Below are 19,691 nucleotides of genomic sequence, written 5' to 3' on the forward strand. Positions count from 1 at the left end.
CTTGAAAGCAAATGGAATATCCGTTGGGTAGTTAAACACATAGAAATAGAGAGTGTATAGTAAAAAGAGAACAAAAAAAATACATTTCTTTCACAGAGTTGGTGCTGTGCATTTCAAATAAGTGAAATACCTTTTTGGAGAACCCCAAACGATTTTTCTATGTCTTAAAATTAATTACGCCCAACGAGTTAAAATAGATTTCGACTTTATAAAAAGGAGAAGAAGATTAAATTTCTTCTCCTTTTTTTATTAAAAAAGAGATTGCCAATGCTGTTGGGAATCAGATCAACACGCTTTATATTTTGTTTTTTTAAATGCTGACAAAGCTTAATTGAATGCAGTTTGAAAATGCCGCAGAAAGATTAAGTTTTGCATCATTTAGTTAGTCCCTGTCCATACAATTAGAATAAATGAAACTGAATAAAATGTATAAAATAGGTCGTATAGGAATAAGTTTTTTTCTTATTTTTTTAGTGTCATGTAAAACCGAAAAAAAGGCTTCTGTACAACAGAAATCATTTGCAGATCAGGTATATCCCCAGCTGGATACCAATAATTCAAGATGGTTTTTCTTTTCATCGGCAAGCCGTCCGTTTGGGATGGTCAATTTGAGTCCCGATACCGAGATCAATGGTGATTGGGGAGGCGGATACAAGTACACCACAGATACTGTAAAAGCTTTCAGTCATATTCATGAATGGCAAATGTCCGGAGTTTCTGTCATGCCGGTAACGCTTTCACTTGAAAATAAAGCCACTATTTTTACTGATTTTTATTCAAAGTTCAGTCATAAAACCGAAAAAATAACACCCGGTTATCATGCGCTGATCCTAGACAGATATCAAATAACAACAGAACTAACCAGTACAAAAAGAGTAGGTTTTCACAGGTATACATTTCCGCTTCAGGCGCAAAAAGCCATTCTTTTCAATCTGAATACCGTATTAGGGCCCTGCGATAATACCAACGGAGTATTAGAAAAAAATAATGATTATGAATTTTCCGGATCACTGGTTTTAAGTACCAATTTCCGACGTCCAAAACCGTTAACCGTATTTTTTAAGGTAATATTAAATACGCCTGTTACTGCCATAGAACGAGATCCTGCAACAAATAACTATTTGATTCATTTAGGGAAATCGGATAAAACAACACTAATGAAAGTAGGCATTTCATATACTTCGATAGCAAATGCCGCTCTAAATATTCAGGAAGAGCTGCCGCATTGGGATTTTGATAAAACCGTTTCAGAGTCAAAAACCGAATGGAATAATTTGTTGGGCAGAATTGAAGTAGAAGGCGGAACAGCAACAGATCAAAGACGATTTTATACCGATCTCTGGCATGCCTTACAAGGAAGAAAAATGATTAGTGATGCCAATGGCGCCTATCCGGACAACACCGGAGAAAAATTCAGAATAGGACAGTTGCCACTCGATGCAAACGGAAAACCAAAATTCAGTCAATACAACTCAGACTCGTTTTGGGGTGCACAATGGACTATAAATACACTTTGGGGACTTGCCTATCCTGAAATTATGGGCGAATTTGCCCAGTCCTTAATGCAATATTATAAAGATGGCGGAATGATCCCGCGTGGTCCTTCCGGAGGAAATGATACTTACGTCATGACGGGAGCTGCAACGACACCTTTTATAGTGAGTGCAATTCAAAAAGGAATTATAAAAGACGACTTGGAAAACATTTATACCGCGCTCAAAAAAAATCACATGTTAAACGGTATAATGGGAAAAGCCGGATACGAACATAATACGGATAGCGGAGGAGGCTTAAAATATTATATAGAAAAAGGATATGTTCCCTATCCAATTCCCGAAGGCGAATTTGGAAGCCACCAGGATGGAGCTAGCCAGACATTAGAATATGCTTATCAGGACTGGACTTTAGCACAATTGGCCAAAAAATTAAACCATCAGGACGATTACCAGTATTTTATGGCCAGATCTAAAAATTACCAAAATATTTTTGATCAGGCAGCAGGATGGATGCGACCTAAAAATGTAAATGGAAAATGGCTGGACAATTTTGATCCCTATAAATACGAAAATGGATTTATAGAATCCAATGGCGCACAATCAACCTGGTTTGTACCTCATGATATAGAGGGTCTAGTGAATTTGATGGGCGGAAAAGCAAAAGCAGCAGAAAAATTAAACAGTCAGTTTGAAGGATCTCAAAAATTAAAATTTACTTCGGGTACTTCACACGATGCCGAGTTGCATCCTGAGTTTAGCCGTATTCCAATCAATTTTGGAAATCAGCCCTCCATACAAACCTCTTTTATCTTTAATTTCTTAGGAAGGCCGGATTTAACACAATACTGGACCAGAAAGGTGGTACAGGAAACCTTTAGCGGATTATCTCCAGGCACGGGTTATAACGGAGATGAAGACCAGGGATTAATGGGAAGTCTGAGCGTATTGCTTAAAATAGGTTTGTTTCAAATGAATGGAGGGACAGATGAAAATCCGCAATACCAGATAGGAAGCCCGGTATTTAATACAATATCTGTTCAGTTAAACCCAAAATATTACAGCGGGAAAAAGTTTGTGATTAAAGCCCGTAACAATAGTGCATCAAATATTTATATTCAGGATATAAAATACAACAATCTGCCGGTACAAGACTTTACTCTTTCTCATGAAGCTATTACAGGGGGAGGAGAATTAATCTTAGAAATGTCTGATAAACCCGCAAAAAATTAATTTAATTGCAAACCAAACAAGAATATGAAACGAGTTAAACTTATGATATTCATCATATCTCTTTTTTTTAATAGAATACAAGCTCAGTCCGGTTATACTTTTCAAAACCCAAATTTACCAACAGAAGTCCGGGTAAATGACCTATTGACCAGATTAACCATAGAAGAAAAAATAACACTATTACAGTCCACATCAGGAGAAATCTCCCGTTTAAAAATGGATAAATATTATCACGGAAACGAAGGTTTACACGGTGTAGTAAAAGGAGGTCGTTTTACTGTTTTTCCGCAGGCAATTGCGCTTGCTGCAACATGGAACCCGGATTTAATATTCACAGTCGCATCGACTATCTCTGATGAAGCAAGGGCAAAATGGAATTTTTACAATCAGGGAAAAGATCAAAAAGAAGTATTTACGGATTATTTGACTTTATGGTCGCCCACCATCAATATGGCGAGAGATCCCAGATGGGGAAGAACTCCCGAAACGTATGGAGAAGATCCTTTTTTGACTGGCAAAATTGCGGTTTCTTTTATAAAAGGGCTACAAGGCAATGATGATAAATACCTCAAGGTTGTTGCCACTCCAAAACATTTTGCAGCGAATAATAAAGAAGAAAACAGGTTTTCCTGTAATGCCGTAATTTCAGAGAAAACACTTCGGGAATATTATTTTCCGGCATTCCAAGCATGTATTACAGAAGGACAAGCAGCCTCAATTATGAGTTCTTACAACGCTATTAACGGAATTCCGAGTTCGGCAAACCCCTGGCTTTTAAATACCGTTTTAAGAGATGAATGGGGTTTTAAAGGATATGTCGTAAGTGATTGCGGCGCTGTAGCCAATCTGGAAAAATCACACCATTTTGTAAAAACTAAAACAGAAGCCGCAAAAGCCGCAATAGAAGCAGGGCTTGATTTAGAATGTGGAGATGATGTATACAAGGATTATTTATATGCAGCTTATAAAGCAGGTCTGGTTACGCAGGAAACCATAGATAAAGCAGCGGGCAGGGTTTTAACTTCCCGTTTTAAATTAGGCATATTCGATTCGGTAGAAAATAATCCTTACGCTAAAATTTCTCCAGACGTAATTGGTTCAAAAAAGCATCAGGAATTAGCCATTGAAACATCCAGACAATCTATTGTACTGCTTAAAAATCAAAACAATATATTGCCACTTCATCAGTCTGAAATAAAAAAAATTGCTGTGGTGGGTTTTAATGCGAATGATGTAGTTTTTGGAGATTACAGCGGATTACCGGTTATTACACCAGTCTCGCCCTTGCAGGGAATTTTAAATAAAGTGGGTAAAGATGTAGCCGTTACGTATATTCCGTGGAAAACGACTTCAAAAAATCTTAATCTTATAGACGCAGATTATTTGTCGAATAGCAAAAACAAGGAGAAAGGACTTTTTGCCGAATATTTTACCAATAAACTTTTTGAAGGAACGGCAAAAACCAGAACAGATAAAACCGTAAATTTTGACCCTGTAAATTTACCGCCGGATCCGTATACTTCAACGCCTCATAAATCGATCAGATGGACAGGTTTTATAAAACCTACTTTCTCCGGAACGTATAAAATTGGCGTAAACTCAGATGATGGAGTACGTTTATGGCTTAACAATGAATTAGTTGTAGATGAATGGCACAATCGCGGAGCCACAACGGATCAGGTTGAAATTGACATGAAAGAAGGTCAGGAATATGCCATAAAATTAGAATATTTTGACAACGGAAGCGATGCGATTTGCCAATTATTATGGGAAGTTCCCGGCAAAATAAACGAAGATTTTTATGCCGAAGATAAAAAGAAAGCAGCCGAAAGTGATTATGTAATTGCAGTAATGGGAATTAATAAATCGATAGAAAGAGAAGGAACAGATCGAACAACGCTGGATTTACCAGAAGATCAAACCAACTATTTAAAGGAACTGTATGCCGTAAACAAAAATGTTATAGTAGTACTTGTTGCAGGGAGTTCCTTGTCTATTAACTGGATCGATGAAAATATTCCCGCAATAGTCGAGGCCTGGTATCCTGGCGAGAGCGGAGGAACAGCAATTGCAGATGTTTTATTTGGAGATTATAATCCCGCCGGACGTCTGCCTTTTACTTTTTATAAATCGATAGCAGATTTACCACCCATGGATGATTACGAAATAGCCAATGGAAGAACCTATATGTATTTTAAAGGGAAAGCCTTATACCCATTTGGTTACGGATTAAGCTACACTAAATTTGAATATAGTGCCATGAAAATAAAAATGGAAGGTGAAAAATTAATCATTTCCACCACAATAAAAAATACAGGAAACTATAAAGGAGACGAAGTAGTGCAACTGTATTACAAAGATGAATTTACGCAACGACCTTTAAAACAATTAATTGGATTTGACAGAATATCCTTAGATATTGGCGAATCAAAAGCAGTACAGTTTGAAGTAACAAAAGATAATTTACATTTTTGGGATGAAAAAACCAGGGGCTGGAAATTTAGAAACGGGAACTACGACTTTATGTTAGGGGCTTCGTCAGCTGATTTGAGATTACACAAAACATTTACGTTTAAAAATTAACGACACAAAAGTACAATGACGTGCCAGAAAGTAAAATTTCCGGCAGCATAAGCGAATAAGAGTAAAAGATGCAAAATGAAAACACATACTAAGATCCTGTTTTTTTTAGGAATAGCATTGTGCTGTACCAATCAAACAAATGCCCAAAAGCAGCTTCACCACTACGTAGATCCCATGATTGGATCAGAAGGAGTGGGAAGGGTTTTTATAGGACCATCATGCCCTTACGGAATGGTAAAACCAAGTCCGGATTGTACGGTAAGTCCTAATAGCGGCTGGCTGCCCTTACCAAAAGAAGTTACAGGATTCAGTCAGGTACATGTAAGCGGAACCGGCGGCGGCCCTAAATACGGAAACATTCAGATCATGCCTTTTACAGGAGCTTTAGACCAATTAGATCAAACGTCATACAGAGCCGAAGAAAATGTGAAATTGGGCTATTACGCAACCGTTTTCAAAGAAAATCAGATCAAAACAGAAATAACAACAGCCGAAAAAGTTTCGTTTTACCGCATCACCTATCCTCAAAATACAGCTAAAAACCTAAAGATTGATCCGGGTTTTTTCTTAGGAGAAGAACCTGAACCGGACGCAAGAGAAGCACAGCAATTTGTAGGCTCTCAAATCGAAATAGTCTCAGATACCGAAGTTCGGGGCTATAGCCGAATTCGTGGCGGCTGGAATAACGGTCGCGCTTATACCGTTTATTTTTGGGCAGTTTTTGATCAGCCAATCGCAAAATATGTGACTTATAAAGACGGAAAATTTTACAACAATCAGCCTGCTCAATTCGATTCAGGCAAAAAAACAGCGGCACTGCTTTCTTTTGGACAACAAGGAAAACAGGAAGTAAATATTAAAATTGGAATCTCTTTTTTAAGTGAATTAAAAGCAAAAAACAATATAGAGGTTGAAATTCCGCATTGGGATTTTAATACCGTTTTGGCTGAATTAGAAAACAAATGGGAGCAGTTATTAAGCAGGATTACCCTTTCAGACGACACTTCTGATGCGTATAAAAAAATGTTTTACACCGGTTTGTACCATACCATGATTATGCCGGTAGACCGAACAGGAGAAAACCCATTATGGACAGATAATGAGCCGTATTATGATGATTTTTATTGTATTTGGGATACTTTTAGAAGCTCAGGCCCTTTGATTACATTAATCGACTCCAGGCGTCAGGTTGAAATTGTAAATGCCATGATCAACATATACAGACGTGAAGGCTATTTGCCGGAAGGAAGAAGCGGAAATGATAACGGCCGTACACAAGGCGGTTCTAATGCTGAGGTTGTTCTGGCCGATGCTTTTGTGAAAAAACTAAAAGGAATAGATTACGAACTGGCTCTGCAGGCCATGCTGAAAGACGCCACCGTTCCTCCCGGAGGAAATGAAGAAAAAGAGGGCAGAGGGGGACTAACAGAATATCTGAAATTAGGATATGTACCCTACGGCATAGACCGCGCCGGAAACAGAACCATTGATTATTCGTATAATGATTATAATATTGCAACGGTTGCCAAAGGACTAAACCGAATGGATGTATACGATCAATACATCAAACAAGCGGACAACTGGCAAAATTTATGGCGTTCCGATTATGTAAATAATGGTGCCACAGGATTTATAATGCCAAAAGATGCCGCAGGAAACTGGCTGGATGATGTTGTTTTTGGAGCATCAAAAATTCAGAAACCAACATTTAAGTATACGCCTGTAATCATCGAATCACCTTGGTATGTTTGCCATTGGTGCGTGTTTTTTTACGAAGGAAATTCCTGGGAATATTCATTAAGCATTCCGCATGATGTACCGGAGCTTGTGCGTAAATCCGGTGGCGATGTAGCTTTCAAAAACAGACTGGATACTTTTTTTAATACCAAACTGTATAACGTAGCCAACGAACCGTCATTTTTAACACCTTGCCTGTACCATTGGATTGGAAAACCATATCTGAGCAGTGACCGGATTAGAGAAATTATCACAAACAATTTCAATACCTCAAGGGAAGGTTTACCCGGAAATGACGATTCAGGCGCAATGTCTTCGTGGCTGGCTTTTCACATGATGGGATTATATCCTAATGCAGGTCAGCCGTATTATTTATTGAATACGCCATTGATTAAAGAAACCACTTTGCAATTAGAAAATGGAAAGAGGTTTAAAATCACAACCAAAAAAATGACAGGTAAAAATACATACATAAAAGCCGCTTTCTTAAACGGAAAACCATATAACAAAGCCTGGATTTTGCACGATGATCTTATCAACGGAGGAGAATTGATTTTCGAAATGGACTCGAAACCTTCGGCTTGGGGAACCACTATTTTACCACCAACAAAATAAAAAACCAGCAGATGAAAAATACCATTTTAATCGTTTTTTTCTGTGCGTTATACCAGACAGGAACCGCACAAAACGTCGTTCCGTCGATAAAAAACAATACAGAACTCAATTATATATGTAAACTACACGGACAAACAAGGCCCTTAAAACTTACAGCCAAAATAACGAGCGATAAACTGATTTTAGATTTAGAGACCAGAGGTGTCAAAAGCAGTATTGTAATCCTTGACGAAGCTTTGAAAAACGGAAACGCCTTAAGTTTTAATCAGGGAGAATATGAACCCGTTTTACATTTAAAACCTGGCGAAACCTTTTTTATGATTTCGCAGTCGGCTTATCAGGATTTGCTTAAAAACAACAAATTTATTTACAACAATACAACCTATATACAAGATGAAGATCCTTCTAAAAATAAAGTAATGCTGGAAGGAAAACAATTGGATACTGTACATGTTATCGGGCAAATTGATGAAACTGAAATGTGGATTATAAAAAGCCCGGATTATCCCTTTATTTGTAAAATGACTAAAAATCCGTTAGGAATCAATTTTACCTTAGTCAAAATAACAGCTAACGCAAATCAGGATAAAAAATAAAAAAAGGTAAATTTTGATCAGACCGGAGGGATTCAAAACCTCTTTAGTGTCAGATTTACACTTTTTTTATCACAAAATGACTATTTCTTGATAAATCCTGAGATTCTTCGTGTATTTTTAAAAGGTTATTTTAATTTTACTAAAATTAAAGTTAATCTGTATAAATATTAAAAATTATGAAATTATCATTTATTGGCACTTTGCTGTTTGGTTGTACGTGTTTAGCACAAAATAATACAGACACCAGTTTGTATATGAAGTCAGACAAAATTACGTACCTGACAGATATAGGTTCAGAAACAGGAGATTTATATAAAACAATTGGGCATCACGGGCCTGCAATCGAAAACGAATGGATGGCATTACGAATCTATTTTAGTGATAAAGTAGCGATCGATGTGTATTCTAAAGCAAAACCAGGTTTAGAATTAAAAAAAGCAAGCTGGTACCCAACCCCGGAACAACAAAAAGAAGGATGGGGAGCAGATTATTATAAAGTAGCCAATACGGTAGGTTTGGGAGGCGTAAAACTGTGGGACGGAGAAAAACTGGTTCCGCTAAATCCTGTAACGAACCGTTTGGCACGCGTTGGTAAAACAGATACCACTTCGTGGATGGAAATGATTTCAAGAGGAATTCCGTACAAAGGAAAAAAAGTAGATATTCTGGTTCGTGTTACAGTATTTTCAGGAAAAAGAGAGGCAAAAGTTGAAGCCGTTTCTTTGACCGGAGAAAAAGTACAATTTGCTACAGGAGTAAACTATTTCAAAGATTTCGAAACCAAAAAAGGAACAAACTATATCGCAGTGTGGGGAAAACACCCGGAAGATGTAGCGGCAGAAATTATACCAATTGGTGCTGCCATTATATACAATCCTAAAGATTATGAAAAAAATACCGATGATGGAACACAGTATTTACTCATCTCAAAACCCACTAAAAATTTAGAAACAAAAATTATCTCTTCCAGCACCAGAGAAACAGAACTAAATACCTTAGATAAATTAGAAGCTTATATAAAGAAATAGTATTGAAAACAATTTTCTGATGAAGTCGTTTTATATGGGCAGTTTACATAAAAAATAATTAAAAATTATAGTTATATGTTAAGAATATCGGCTTTGCTACTGCTTATACTTTCTGTAACGGCCTGTAAAACAAAACAGGCCGTTACAAAAAAGATACAAATTGCTTTTATAGCCGATGTTCATTTACAGGATATTTTTCCAAAATTTGAAGACAATACGTATCAGGGAATCCCGAATCCGGTAACGGGCGAATATGCCAATATCAGGACCATGAGTGCGCAATTGCATTCTACCAGGATTTTCAATGAAAATTATTTTGCTTTTTTGGAAGCATTACATGACATTTCGAAAAGAGGCATAAAACAAGTCGTACTTCCGGGAGATTTTAGTGATGACGGACAACCCGTTCATGTTCGGGGACTGAGAAAAATACTGGCTAAATATTCAAAAGAAAAAGGCATGTCATTTTTTGTGACCACCGGAAATCATGATGCCGTAAAACCTTTTGCACAAGAAGCCACTAAAACTGATTTCTTGGGAAAAGGCGGAAAAGAACAAACCATAAGCAGTACTAAAACTAATTTAAAAACAACCGAAAACCAATTAGAACCTGTTATTACCACCGATATAAAAAACTGGGGGTATAAAGAAACGATACAGGAAATGGCGGCTTTTGGATTTTTCCCCAAAAAAAGGGATTGGTATTGGGAAACTCCCTTTTCAAATTATACATATGAAGACTATAATTTTGATAAGGCTTTAGCAGGGTCAGCTTTACAAAACAGGATTTACCTTTTAAAAAACACCAATTTATCACTGCCGGATGCGAGTTATCTCGTAGAACCCATAAAAGGAATCTGGCTTTTGGCAATCGATGCCAATGCCTATGTCCCCAACCCAAAATTATCGGGTTTGGCAGACAATCCCAATGATTTTTCGGGGGTCAGTACAGGGTACAATAATGTACTGATTTACAAAAGCCATTTGATAGACTGGGTAAAAAAAGTTTCGGCAGAAGCCAGGCAAAAAGGCAAAATACTGATCGCCTTCAGCCATTATCCTATGGTTGATTTTAATAACGATGCTTCGCCCGAATTAAAATTGCTGTTTGGTGCAGACAAAATGCAGCTGTCCAGAGTGCCCAAAGAAGAAGTAGCCCAACTATTTGCCGATGCCGGGATTCAGATTCATTTTGGCGGGCACATGCACATCAATGATACCGGAGTGCGAACCACCGCAAAAGGCAATACACTTTTCAATATTCAAACCCCGTCTTTGGCCGCTTATATGCCGGCTTATAAAATACTCACCATTCATTCAGATTCAGAAGTTGAGGTAGAAACAGTGGTGATCGGTTCCGTGCCTAAATTCAATAGTTTATTCCCTTTTTATGAAGAAGAATATGCGCAGCTGCAAAGTATAAAAGACCCGAATATCTGGAATAAAGAGATCCTGGAAACCAAAGATTATAAAGAGTTTACACAATGGCATTTAAGAGAATTGGTACGGCTCAGGTTTTTGCCCGAAGATTTCCCCGTTGATTTTTTAACAGCAATGGTAAAACTTTCCGGTAGAGATTTAGCGTATATCAATAAGAATGCTTTAGAAGTTGATGCAGCATTAAAAGCAAATGCACTTACAAAAGAAGATCTGGACTCATGGACCGGTTTTGATATGATTTTTGATTTTTACCGATTAAAAAATGCAGATGAACTCGCTATCCCCGAAATAGGAAACAAAAGATTAAAACAATATGAAATAGTCTGTCAACAATTAGAAAAATCAGGCAATGAGAAGTTGGTTTTATGGTCCGGAATACTATTAAAAACCATGAAAGGACAACCTGCAGATCATTTTAAAATTAACTTGAAAACCAGTCAAATTGAACGGGTTAATCCGTAAAAGGAGATTCATTATTGAATCAAAAACAATACATTTCAGTCACAATTTATTTTATGAAACCGAATTCTTTTATCCTGTTCCTTTGTGTAATTACGTTTTATCATTCGCATTCGCAGAATATAAAATTTGCACATTACAATGACAACAACGGTTTGTCTCACAACTCTGTGCGACATATTGTGCAGGATAAAAAAGGTTTTTTGTGGTTTGGCACTTTTTCCGGACTAAACCGTTTTGACGGCTATCAGTTTAAAAATTACATGAGTACGGCAGCCGGTGAAAATAAATTGCACAACGATGACATAACCGCATTAGAACTTGACGAAGCCTCAAACCATTTATGGATAGGGACCAGAAAAGGACTGACGCTTTTTAAAATGGATACGAATGTTTTTGTGACCTTTCTCAAACAAAAAAACAATCCCAATAGTCTGCCCGAAGAAGAAATTCGTTCCGTTCATGTCGATAAATTTAAAAGGGTTTGGGTAGGAACAAAAACGCAGGGTGTTTATCTGTTTTTCTGGAAAGAAAACAGGTTCGAAAAGATTCCCATAAAAGGTTTTGACTACGTAAAAGAAATTTTTGAAGATAAAAAGGGCAATATCTGGATTGGTACTTATGATAAAGGATCGGTTGCTAAAATAACCTTAGACAGTAAAGGAACTGTTGTAAAAATCAACAATTATACCTTATCTGTTCCGAATTCTAATATAAAAAATCCATACATCAATTTCATTTATGAAGATGCCAAATCCGATATTTTTGCAGGGACCCGCGAAGGCCTTTATAAATTAGATAAAAAAAAGGATGAGTTTGTCAATTTATATATTGAAAACAAAGAGATCCGGGGAAGTTTAGGCCCTTATTTTTTATCGGTTGCACAAGCTCCGGATGGCAAATATTGGGTTGGTACACTCGGCGGATTGCTGGTTTGTAAACAATTAGAAGACATCAAAACCGGCAATTACAAATGGTATTATTCAGTCTTGTCAGATGATACCTCCATAGTTGATAATTTAATCTCGGCATTGTATTTTGATGCTTCAGGCGTTTTATGGATCGGAACCGAAGACGGACTGGACAAATACGATCCTTACGAAAATCAATTTACCCTCAACAAAGATATATCCCGTTTTATTGGCAATCAGGCACCCCGTATTCGTGGTTTTTCTAAAACGTACGACGGAAAAGTAATTGTGGTAACCAGTCATAACGGACTTTTTATTTCGAGTGCAAAAGGTTTTATACCCTTACATGATAAAGCAAAAGATATCGCCAGCATTTATTCAGATGATGGAAGGATATTTTATTGCGGACTTTGGGATGGTAAAGTATTGGTGTACAATTACAGCACCAATTCATCAAAAGAAATCAATGTAGGTTTTGATACATCTCCGGTTTTTGCCTTTAATAAAATTAGCGAACAGTCGATCATGGTAGGTTCTTTTGGAGAAGGAGCTGTAATATTGAATACCGGGACTCTGGAAGTACAGGCTTCTAAAGGAAAATTATTGCCCGGTTTTCAAATTAATGCCATGGAAAAAGACGCTAAAGATAATATTTGGTTTGCTACAGAAACCGGCGTAGTGCGATACAACAGCAATTCGGGCAAAATAGAAACCTATAAGTCACTTTCGAAAATAGAAACCGCTACGCTTCACGAAGACAATGTAAGCGATATTATGATCGATAAAAAAGGGCAAATATGGGCTTCTACACGTTTTGGATTATGTTTGTATGATGCTAAAAAGAACACTTTTAGTACCCTGAAAAACTTTAAGGAGCTCTCCGGCAAATGGATTACCGATATGGTAACAGATGTAAACGGAAATTTATGGCTCAATATCAACAACAATAGTATTGCCTGGGTAAAATCTGATTTAAAAGACATCAATATCTACCATGTAAACAGTGGTAACAGGCTGGATGTTTTTAGTTCCAGCGGTTTTTTTAATTTCAATAACTCTACAATTTATCTGGGGGGCAAAAACGGGATTATTTCTTTTTCACCACAAACTATGAAAAGGAATAAATGGTCGCCCGAGCCTGTTATAACCGAATTTAAAATCCAGAATGAAGAAGTATTTCCGGAAATGGAAATTAATGGACAAGTGCCGCTTTTGAAAGATTTGAATTATGGAAAAAAAGCAGAACTCAATTACAAAAACCGAAATTTTTCGCTTCAGTTCTCGGCCCCGTCATTTGCAAACGAAAAACTCAATAAGTTTCAATACATGCTCGAAGGTTTTGACAAACATTGGATTACCGCAAACAGCAACTCGAGAATTGTACAATACACCAATCTTTATCCGGGCAAATATGTATTCAAAATAAAATCCAGTAATAGTGATGGGCACTGGAGTAAAGTAGTGTCGTATCAAATTAAGATTTTACCTCCTTTCTGGTTAACACCAATCTCCTTTTTATTGATTATTGCACTGCTGTCCGGTATTTTTTATTTTATTCGAAGAGAAATTAAAAACCGCATCCGACTCAAACAGGAATTGCTGACCGAAAAAGTAAACAGAGAACATGATATCAAGCTGAACAATGAAAAACTGCGATTTTTTACCAATATTTCGCATGAATTAAGAACTCCGCTCACCCTTATTTTAGGCCCGGCAAAACAGTTACTGGATGAAAATAACAGCCATGCAACCGAATATGAAAAAAGCAGGTACAATTTAATTTATCAAAATGCCAGCCGACTTTTAAATCTCGTAAATCAGGTACTCGATTTTAGAAAAGCACAGTCGGGCGAATTAAAATTAAAAGTTTCAAAAACAGATATTTTGGCCTATTCAAAGAATATTTTCGATTCTTATAAGGAGATGGCCTACAACAAGAAAATTAAATTGAATTTTATCTCAGAGACTGAAGCCATCAACGGCTGGATCGATAATGATAAATACGATAAAATTCTATACAACCTTTTGTCGAATGCCTTAAAATTTACCAATAAATACGGGAATGTAGACCTGATCCTCAGGTTTAAACAAGGAACAGACAATATATTAATGATCGAAGTAAGCGATGACGGGATTGGAATTCCGTTAAAAAGCCAGAAAAAGATCTTTAAAAGATTTTATCAGGCCAGCAACAGTAAAGCAAATAACACCGGATCCGGTATTGGTTTGTCATTGGTAGAATCGCTGGTAGGCATTCACAAAGGAACCATAACAGTAGAAAGCGAGGCCGGAAAAGGAAGTAGTTTTACCGTTGAAATGCCTATTGACCGTGCCTCGTATGAAAGTAAAGAAGTATTTGAATATGCTTTAAAAAATGACAATCTAAGCATGCTAATTCCCGAAAAAGCAGCTAAAAAAATCATTCAGAGTACAGATTTAAAAGAAAAAATACTGGTTATCGAAGACAATATTGAACTTCGAAAATATCTCGTCGATTATCTCTCTGATTATTACAAAGTCTATGATGCCGAAAACGGAGAAGAAGGCCTTAAAATTTGCCGACAAATTAAACCTATTTTATGTGTGGCAGATGTCATGATGCCGGTTATGAACGGACTCGATTTTTGTAAAGAACTCAAAAATGATGAGTTTATCAGTCATATTCCGGTTGTATTGTTAACAGCCCTTGCAGAAAACGTCGATAAAGTAAAAGGATATGATATGGGCGCAGATGGTTATTTGGTAAAACCTTTTGAGCCGTTATTGCTAAAAACCGTAATCGAAAATATTATAAAATCAAGATTAGAACTCAAAGTAAAATTCTCCGGAGAAGTAGAAAGTAAAATAAGTTTACTGACCCATTCTCCAATTGACGAAGAATTTATGGAGAAAATTACAACTCTGATCAACGATAACCTGAGCGAAGTCGATTTGTCGACAGATTTTTTATGCGATAAACTCGGCGTAAGTTCTTCAAAACTATACCGAAAAATTAAAGAATTAACAGATTTAGCGCCCAATGAATTTATCAGGACCATTCGCTTAAAGAAATCAGCAGAACTCTTAAAAACCAAAAAATACAATGTTTCAGAAGTAACCAATCTGGTGGGATTTAATGATCCCTTATACTTCAGCAGATGTTTTAAAAAGCAATTTGGTTTTCCTCCAAGTAAATTAATTACGTAAGGTAATCTGTGATGGTTTTTTTGTCAGTAATGGTGGATAGCAGTGCGTCCCGGCATAGCACATCATCGCTGTGCAGACGTTCTGAAATTATTCGTTCAGATTGCACTCACCGAATTATTAGATCAATAAAAAAAATAGAAATAAACCGGCTCAATCTGCAAAATACCCGTCAAAAGGCCAGACATTTTAAACTAAATGGAAAAAACAGATCTTAAAATAAGAAATTATTTTTTTAAAATTGATTTAAAAGTATAATTCTTACATTAGCCGATTCTAAACTTAAACTATGGAGAGTTTTATTCTTTTTGCATTAATTGTATGTGTTGTCGTCTTATTTAATAATTTTTCCAGATTAAAATCGGAAAACGAACATTTAGATTCTCTTTATAGAAAAAACAGGGACGACTACAACAATTTGAAAAAAGAAATCGAGGAAATCAAAAAACAAGTGACACAACCTGATTTTGTTCCTGAAAAGCCGGCACCAATTATAGAGGAAATAGAAATAATTCCGCAACAAACGCAAGAAGTTCCTCCTCCGGTCATTCCTGTTCCATTTGATACTATTGGGGATGCTGTTGAGAATCAAACCAATTCCGTAACCGATGAAGAGCTGGAAAAACTGGCTTTAAGCTTTGAAAAACCAACGATTTATATTCATGACAAAAGAGAAAGTGCTGAAGGAATAGAAACACCGGAACCGGCAGAAAATACTGAAATACAATCCACTTATGAAGCAGCGCCTCAACCGGAACCTCAAAAGCAGGAAGAAGAAATTTATGTAGAAAGTGCTTTTTCTATCCTGATCAGGAAACTGGAACAGCAATTTGCCGAAAACTGGACCGGAATTTTAGGAACAGCTATTATGGTTTTAGGAATTGGGTATCTAAGCATTTACACCGCCCTGAAAGTATCGCCCATGTTCAGAATCTTAATTCTCTGGCTGTATGCCGGAATTTTAGTGGGTTCGTATTTTTTCCTGGAAAAAAAAGAAAAATGGTTTAAAACAGGACTGTGGCTTCGCAGTGCGGGAGCCAGTTTGTTTTTGTTTGGCTGTTTTGGGGCTTCCCAAATTCCGGCACTTACTTTTATACATAACATTCCGCTCGCTTATTCGCTCATCGGACTGGGAATCGCAATTAATTTATACGTAGGTTATATCATAAAACAGCAAACTTTTCTATCACTTCACGTGATCCTGAGTATCCTGATTTTATGCGTAATTCCGGAAAAACTCTTAATTACATTTTTATTGGCAGCGTTAACTGCAACAGCAGGAATAGTGCTGTCTTATAAAGAAAAATGGGAATACCATTTACTAATTGTTATTTCAGGTTTTATCATATTTGACATTTGGTTCACACAAGGCACAAATACTTTAAGTGCGTCTCAAAATATCTTTGCTATAATTGGTATTATTCTGGTTTCAGTGAGTTGTATGTATATGCAATACCGAAGCATTTATACGAATACACGTTTTGACCGAATTGCTTTTATAACCCATTTAACCAACTGGATTTTATTTGCTTTAGGGTTAATTTTGCACTCCACAGGAAGTAAAATCAAAATTTTCGTTTTATTTACAGCAGCAATCCTTTGCCTTACTGCAACTCTTTTTGCGAGAAAGAAAAAGATTTTCTGGCTGTATCATTTAGACGGGATGGTTTCGTTTATACTCTTCGCCTTAAGCATTATCATGCTCAATGACTGGAAAGTAGGTTTTGATATTATCGCCTGCGGACTGTACCTTCTGGTAATCACTTGTTTGTTTACCGTTTATAAAAGCAAAGAAATGTTATTGCATAAAATATTTTTAGTACTCAATCATATTTTCTGTTTGGTGGCCTTTGTCTTTTTTTTAATGTGCGTTAATCCGTCAACAGAACAAACCCATATAACAAACTCTTTTGCAACCCTGTTGGTCATGTTGTTCACAACGTTACTGGTTCCTGTTTTTTGCGCTGTAAAAAAAGAATACTTCCAAATAGATCCTTTCATCGTCAAAAAAGATTTGAGCCTAAACGGAATTTTCTCTGTGTTGTTCTCCATCCTGTTTTTTATAAGCTGGTACCATACAATCGAGATTTCGTTTTATTACCCGCTTTTGGTTATCGCTTTATTGTGGTGTTCCTTGCGATTCAAATTCAAAACAAACACTTTTGATTTTGGCAGGTTCACCTTTTTGATTATTACCATTGCTACAGGACTAATGTTAATTCTCAGAGAACCAAAATCGAATCTGGATCTTGCTTTTGCTTTAGGAATTATTACAGTAATAACAGCCAACTGGTTTGTAAAATTATTGTACAATGATGATGCTGTCATTAAAACCATCGGAATCATTGGTATAAATGCCTTATTAGTTTCGCTTTCGTATAAATATTTAGCATCTTATGATATCATCCAGATTTTTGGATGGTTTGGTATTGCTTTGCTCAATCACGAATTTTTATGGATTCAGTTTAAACGAAAAACACTTACTACCGAAAATCAAATCCTGCTGTATGGCTTTTGTTTGGCTTTTTCATTATTTGGAAGTGCTTTATTTGCATACAATACCCAATTTTTGACTCCTGCCGAAATTGGATTAACTGCCATTGGTCTTTCTGTAATCGAAATCTATCTTTTATTTGCAGATAACATCAGAAACAAATCAAATACTGTTATTTCAGGTTGGGGAAATTTCAGCACTCTGAATTCTGAATTCATTCTTTTTAACGTCCTGGTTTTTGGATTTGCCTGTATCCAAATCGATTACATTCCGGTTTATTTAGGAGGTATAGCATTAGTTACTTTTTGGCTTTTCCAAAAAACAGATAAACTTAAACGTTACAATATTTACTCTTTTATACTCTTAATAGGGGGGGTATTTTTAAGTCTTTATTTAGCTGCTTTCGATGCAAATACAGTGAGCAAAAACATACTTTATGGCACACAGGCAATAAGCATTTTATTAGCTGTTGGTTACAGTTACCTGCAAATCAAAAGCCCGAAAGAAGAAGGCAAAATGTTTATTTCATTTCTACCCATTGTGCAAAACGTATGGATAATTGCCTTACTCTTTATCCAGGTAGATGTGGCTTACTTAGCGCCTTTATTTATGCTTCTGGCAATCCTGAATTTTGGATTGATACTATACAAAAAAATAGAATTAGCTCCGGAATCGGTATTAGTTATCGGACTTTTGTCTATTTTAACTTCTATTTTCTATAGTATTAAAGAATGCAATGATTTTACCTGGCTGGCATGGGTTTTACAACTTTCCAGCATCGTTTTATTGATTGTTTTAGTGCTGCTGATCAGCAAAAAAGAGTTTATAAAATCATTAAAAATAGATTATCAGATCGTGATAAATGTTTGGCTTTCTGTTATTATGTTTTCACAATTAGAACACAAATGGCTTCCTGTATTCTGGGCAACAACAGCTATAATAAACATTTGTCTTTATTATAAAAAAATAGGCAATAAAAAAGAAATAAGTATTGTGTATTATCTGTTGGCTAATTTTCATTTAGCCTTTATTAGTTTCACGTATTATGAATCAAAATTCGAGTTTGTTTATCTGATTATATTTGCCTTACTGGCCTTGTATATTTTTATTATTTATAAATATATCGAAGATTTCAAGTTCAGAAACAGTATCATTATTTATCCTGCCACTTTTAGCATTGGATTATTTTTGTATCTCTCGTTCGACAAAGGAATTTTAACGTTCTTCTGGATTTTAGAATCGTTAGGATTACTAATACTTGGTATTATCCTGAAAGAAAAATATTTCCGTTACGTTTCGCTTTCCTTAGTAGGGGTTTGCGTAATCCGACTCATGTTTTTTGATTTATCAAATGCAGATTTTCTTATCAGGGCTCTAGTTTTATTAGGCGTTGGTGTGGTACTTTTAGTGATGAATACTTTATTTAAAAAATACAAAGAGCGCTTTGATTAAACAAAGCATCAGAGTTTAGAAGACCAGAATTTTTTTGCCGCAATGCGATCGATAGCAAATAAACATAGCAATTATGCTAATGAGCACAAATTGAATTGGTCTAAACGGTTGTAATTCATGGCCAGATCTACACATTTTTTTGCCGTAGAGGTGCAGAGCAGTGCGTCCTGTTTTACGGATACTTATTTCTGTGTAAAACCTCTTTGAATTACCTCCGGCCTTAGCCGGAGGTAAATTAACTGGAAGGCTAAATTGGCTTTAGCCCCAAAACAGCATCTCTATTTGGCCCAAGCCCCAACTTTATTTACATTACATTTCCCAGCCTAAAGCCGGAGGCAATTCAATATTTCACATTTTAGATGTAGAAGCGCACAACTGTGTTCCTCTACAGAATATTAGGATTTAAAGTATTTAAGTTGCTTGAGGTTTGATATATCAATCGGTGAAAATCTTTTTCATCTGTCGCA

8 protein-coding genes are annotated in these 19,691 nt (G+C 36.3%); all 8 read left to right on the plus strand.

The genetic code is table 11. The features are described from left to right. Positions 1-410: 410 nt before the first annotated feature. The 8 genes from ACHRWY_RS21740 (at position 411) to ACHRWY_RS21775 (ending at position 19,224) form a co-directional block, all read left to right on the plus strand. The gene (locus ACHRWY_RS21740; protein WP_395357497.1) at positions 411-2,726 is read left to right on the plus strand and encodes a GH92 family glycosyl hydrolase; all 2,316 of its coding nucleotides are present in this window, start codon (positions 411-413) and stop codon (positions 2,724-2,726) included. A 42-nt stretch (positions 2,727-2,768) separates the two neighbouring features. Beyond that, positions 2,769-5,309 (plus strand): glycoside hydrolase family 3 C-terminal domain-containing protein, encoded by a 2,541-nt coding sequence (locus ACHRWY_RS21745; protein ID WP_395357498.1) that lies wholly within the window; start codon positions 2,769-2,771, stop codon positions 5,307-5,309. Positions 5,310-5,384: 75 nt separating this feature from the next. Then, positions 5,385-7,661, plus strand: coding sequence for a GH92 family glycosyl hydrolase (locus ACHRWY_RS21750; RefSeq protein WP_395357499.1), 2,277 nt, complete (start codon positions 5,385-5,387; stop codon positions 7,659-7,661). Positions 7,662-7,672: 11 nt separating this feature from the next. Beyond that, entirely contained in the window at positions 7,673-8,257 is a 585-nt protein-coding gene (locus tag ACHRWY_RS21755) for a hypothetical protein (RefSeq protein ID WP_395357500.1), read from the plus strand. 176 nt (positions 8,258-8,433) lie between these two features. Then, positions 8,434-9,285 carry a DUF4861 family protein gene (locus tag ACHRWY_RS21760; protein WP_395357501.1) on the plus strand — a complete coding sequence of 284 codons (852 nt, stop codon included), beginning with the start codon at positions 8,434-8,436 and terminating at the stop codon, positions 9,283-9,285. A 75-nt stretch (positions 9,286-9,360) separates the two neighbouring features. Next, positions 9,361-11,187: a metallophosphoesterase family protein gene (locus tag ACHRWY_RS21765; RefSeq protein ID WP_395357502.1), complete on the plus strand. Its 1,827-nt coding sequence runs from the start codon at positions 9,361-9,363 to the stop codon at positions 11,185-11,187. Between the two features lie 53 nt (positions 11,188-11,240). Continuing rightward, positions 11,241-15,281: a two-component regulator propeller domain-containing protein gene (locus ACHRWY_RS21770; protein WP_395357503.1), complete on the plus strand. Its 4,041-nt coding sequence runs from the start codon at positions 11,241-11,243 to the stop codon at positions 15,279-15,281. Positions 15,282-15,567: 286 nt separating this feature from the next. Further along, positions 15,568-19,224 carry a hypothetical protein gene (locus tag ACHRWY_RS21775; RefSeq protein WP_395357504.1) on the plus strand — a complete coding sequence of 1,219 codons (3,657 nt, stop codon included), beginning with the start codon at positions 15,568-15,570 and terminating at the stop codon, positions 19,222-19,224. Positions 19,225-19,691: the final 467 nt, after the last annotated feature.

This window comes from Flavobacterium sp. FlaQc-48 (assembly GCF_044007335.1).
Lineage (GTDB): Bacteria > Bacteroidota > Bacteroidia > Flavobacteriales > Flavobacteriaceae > Flavobacterium.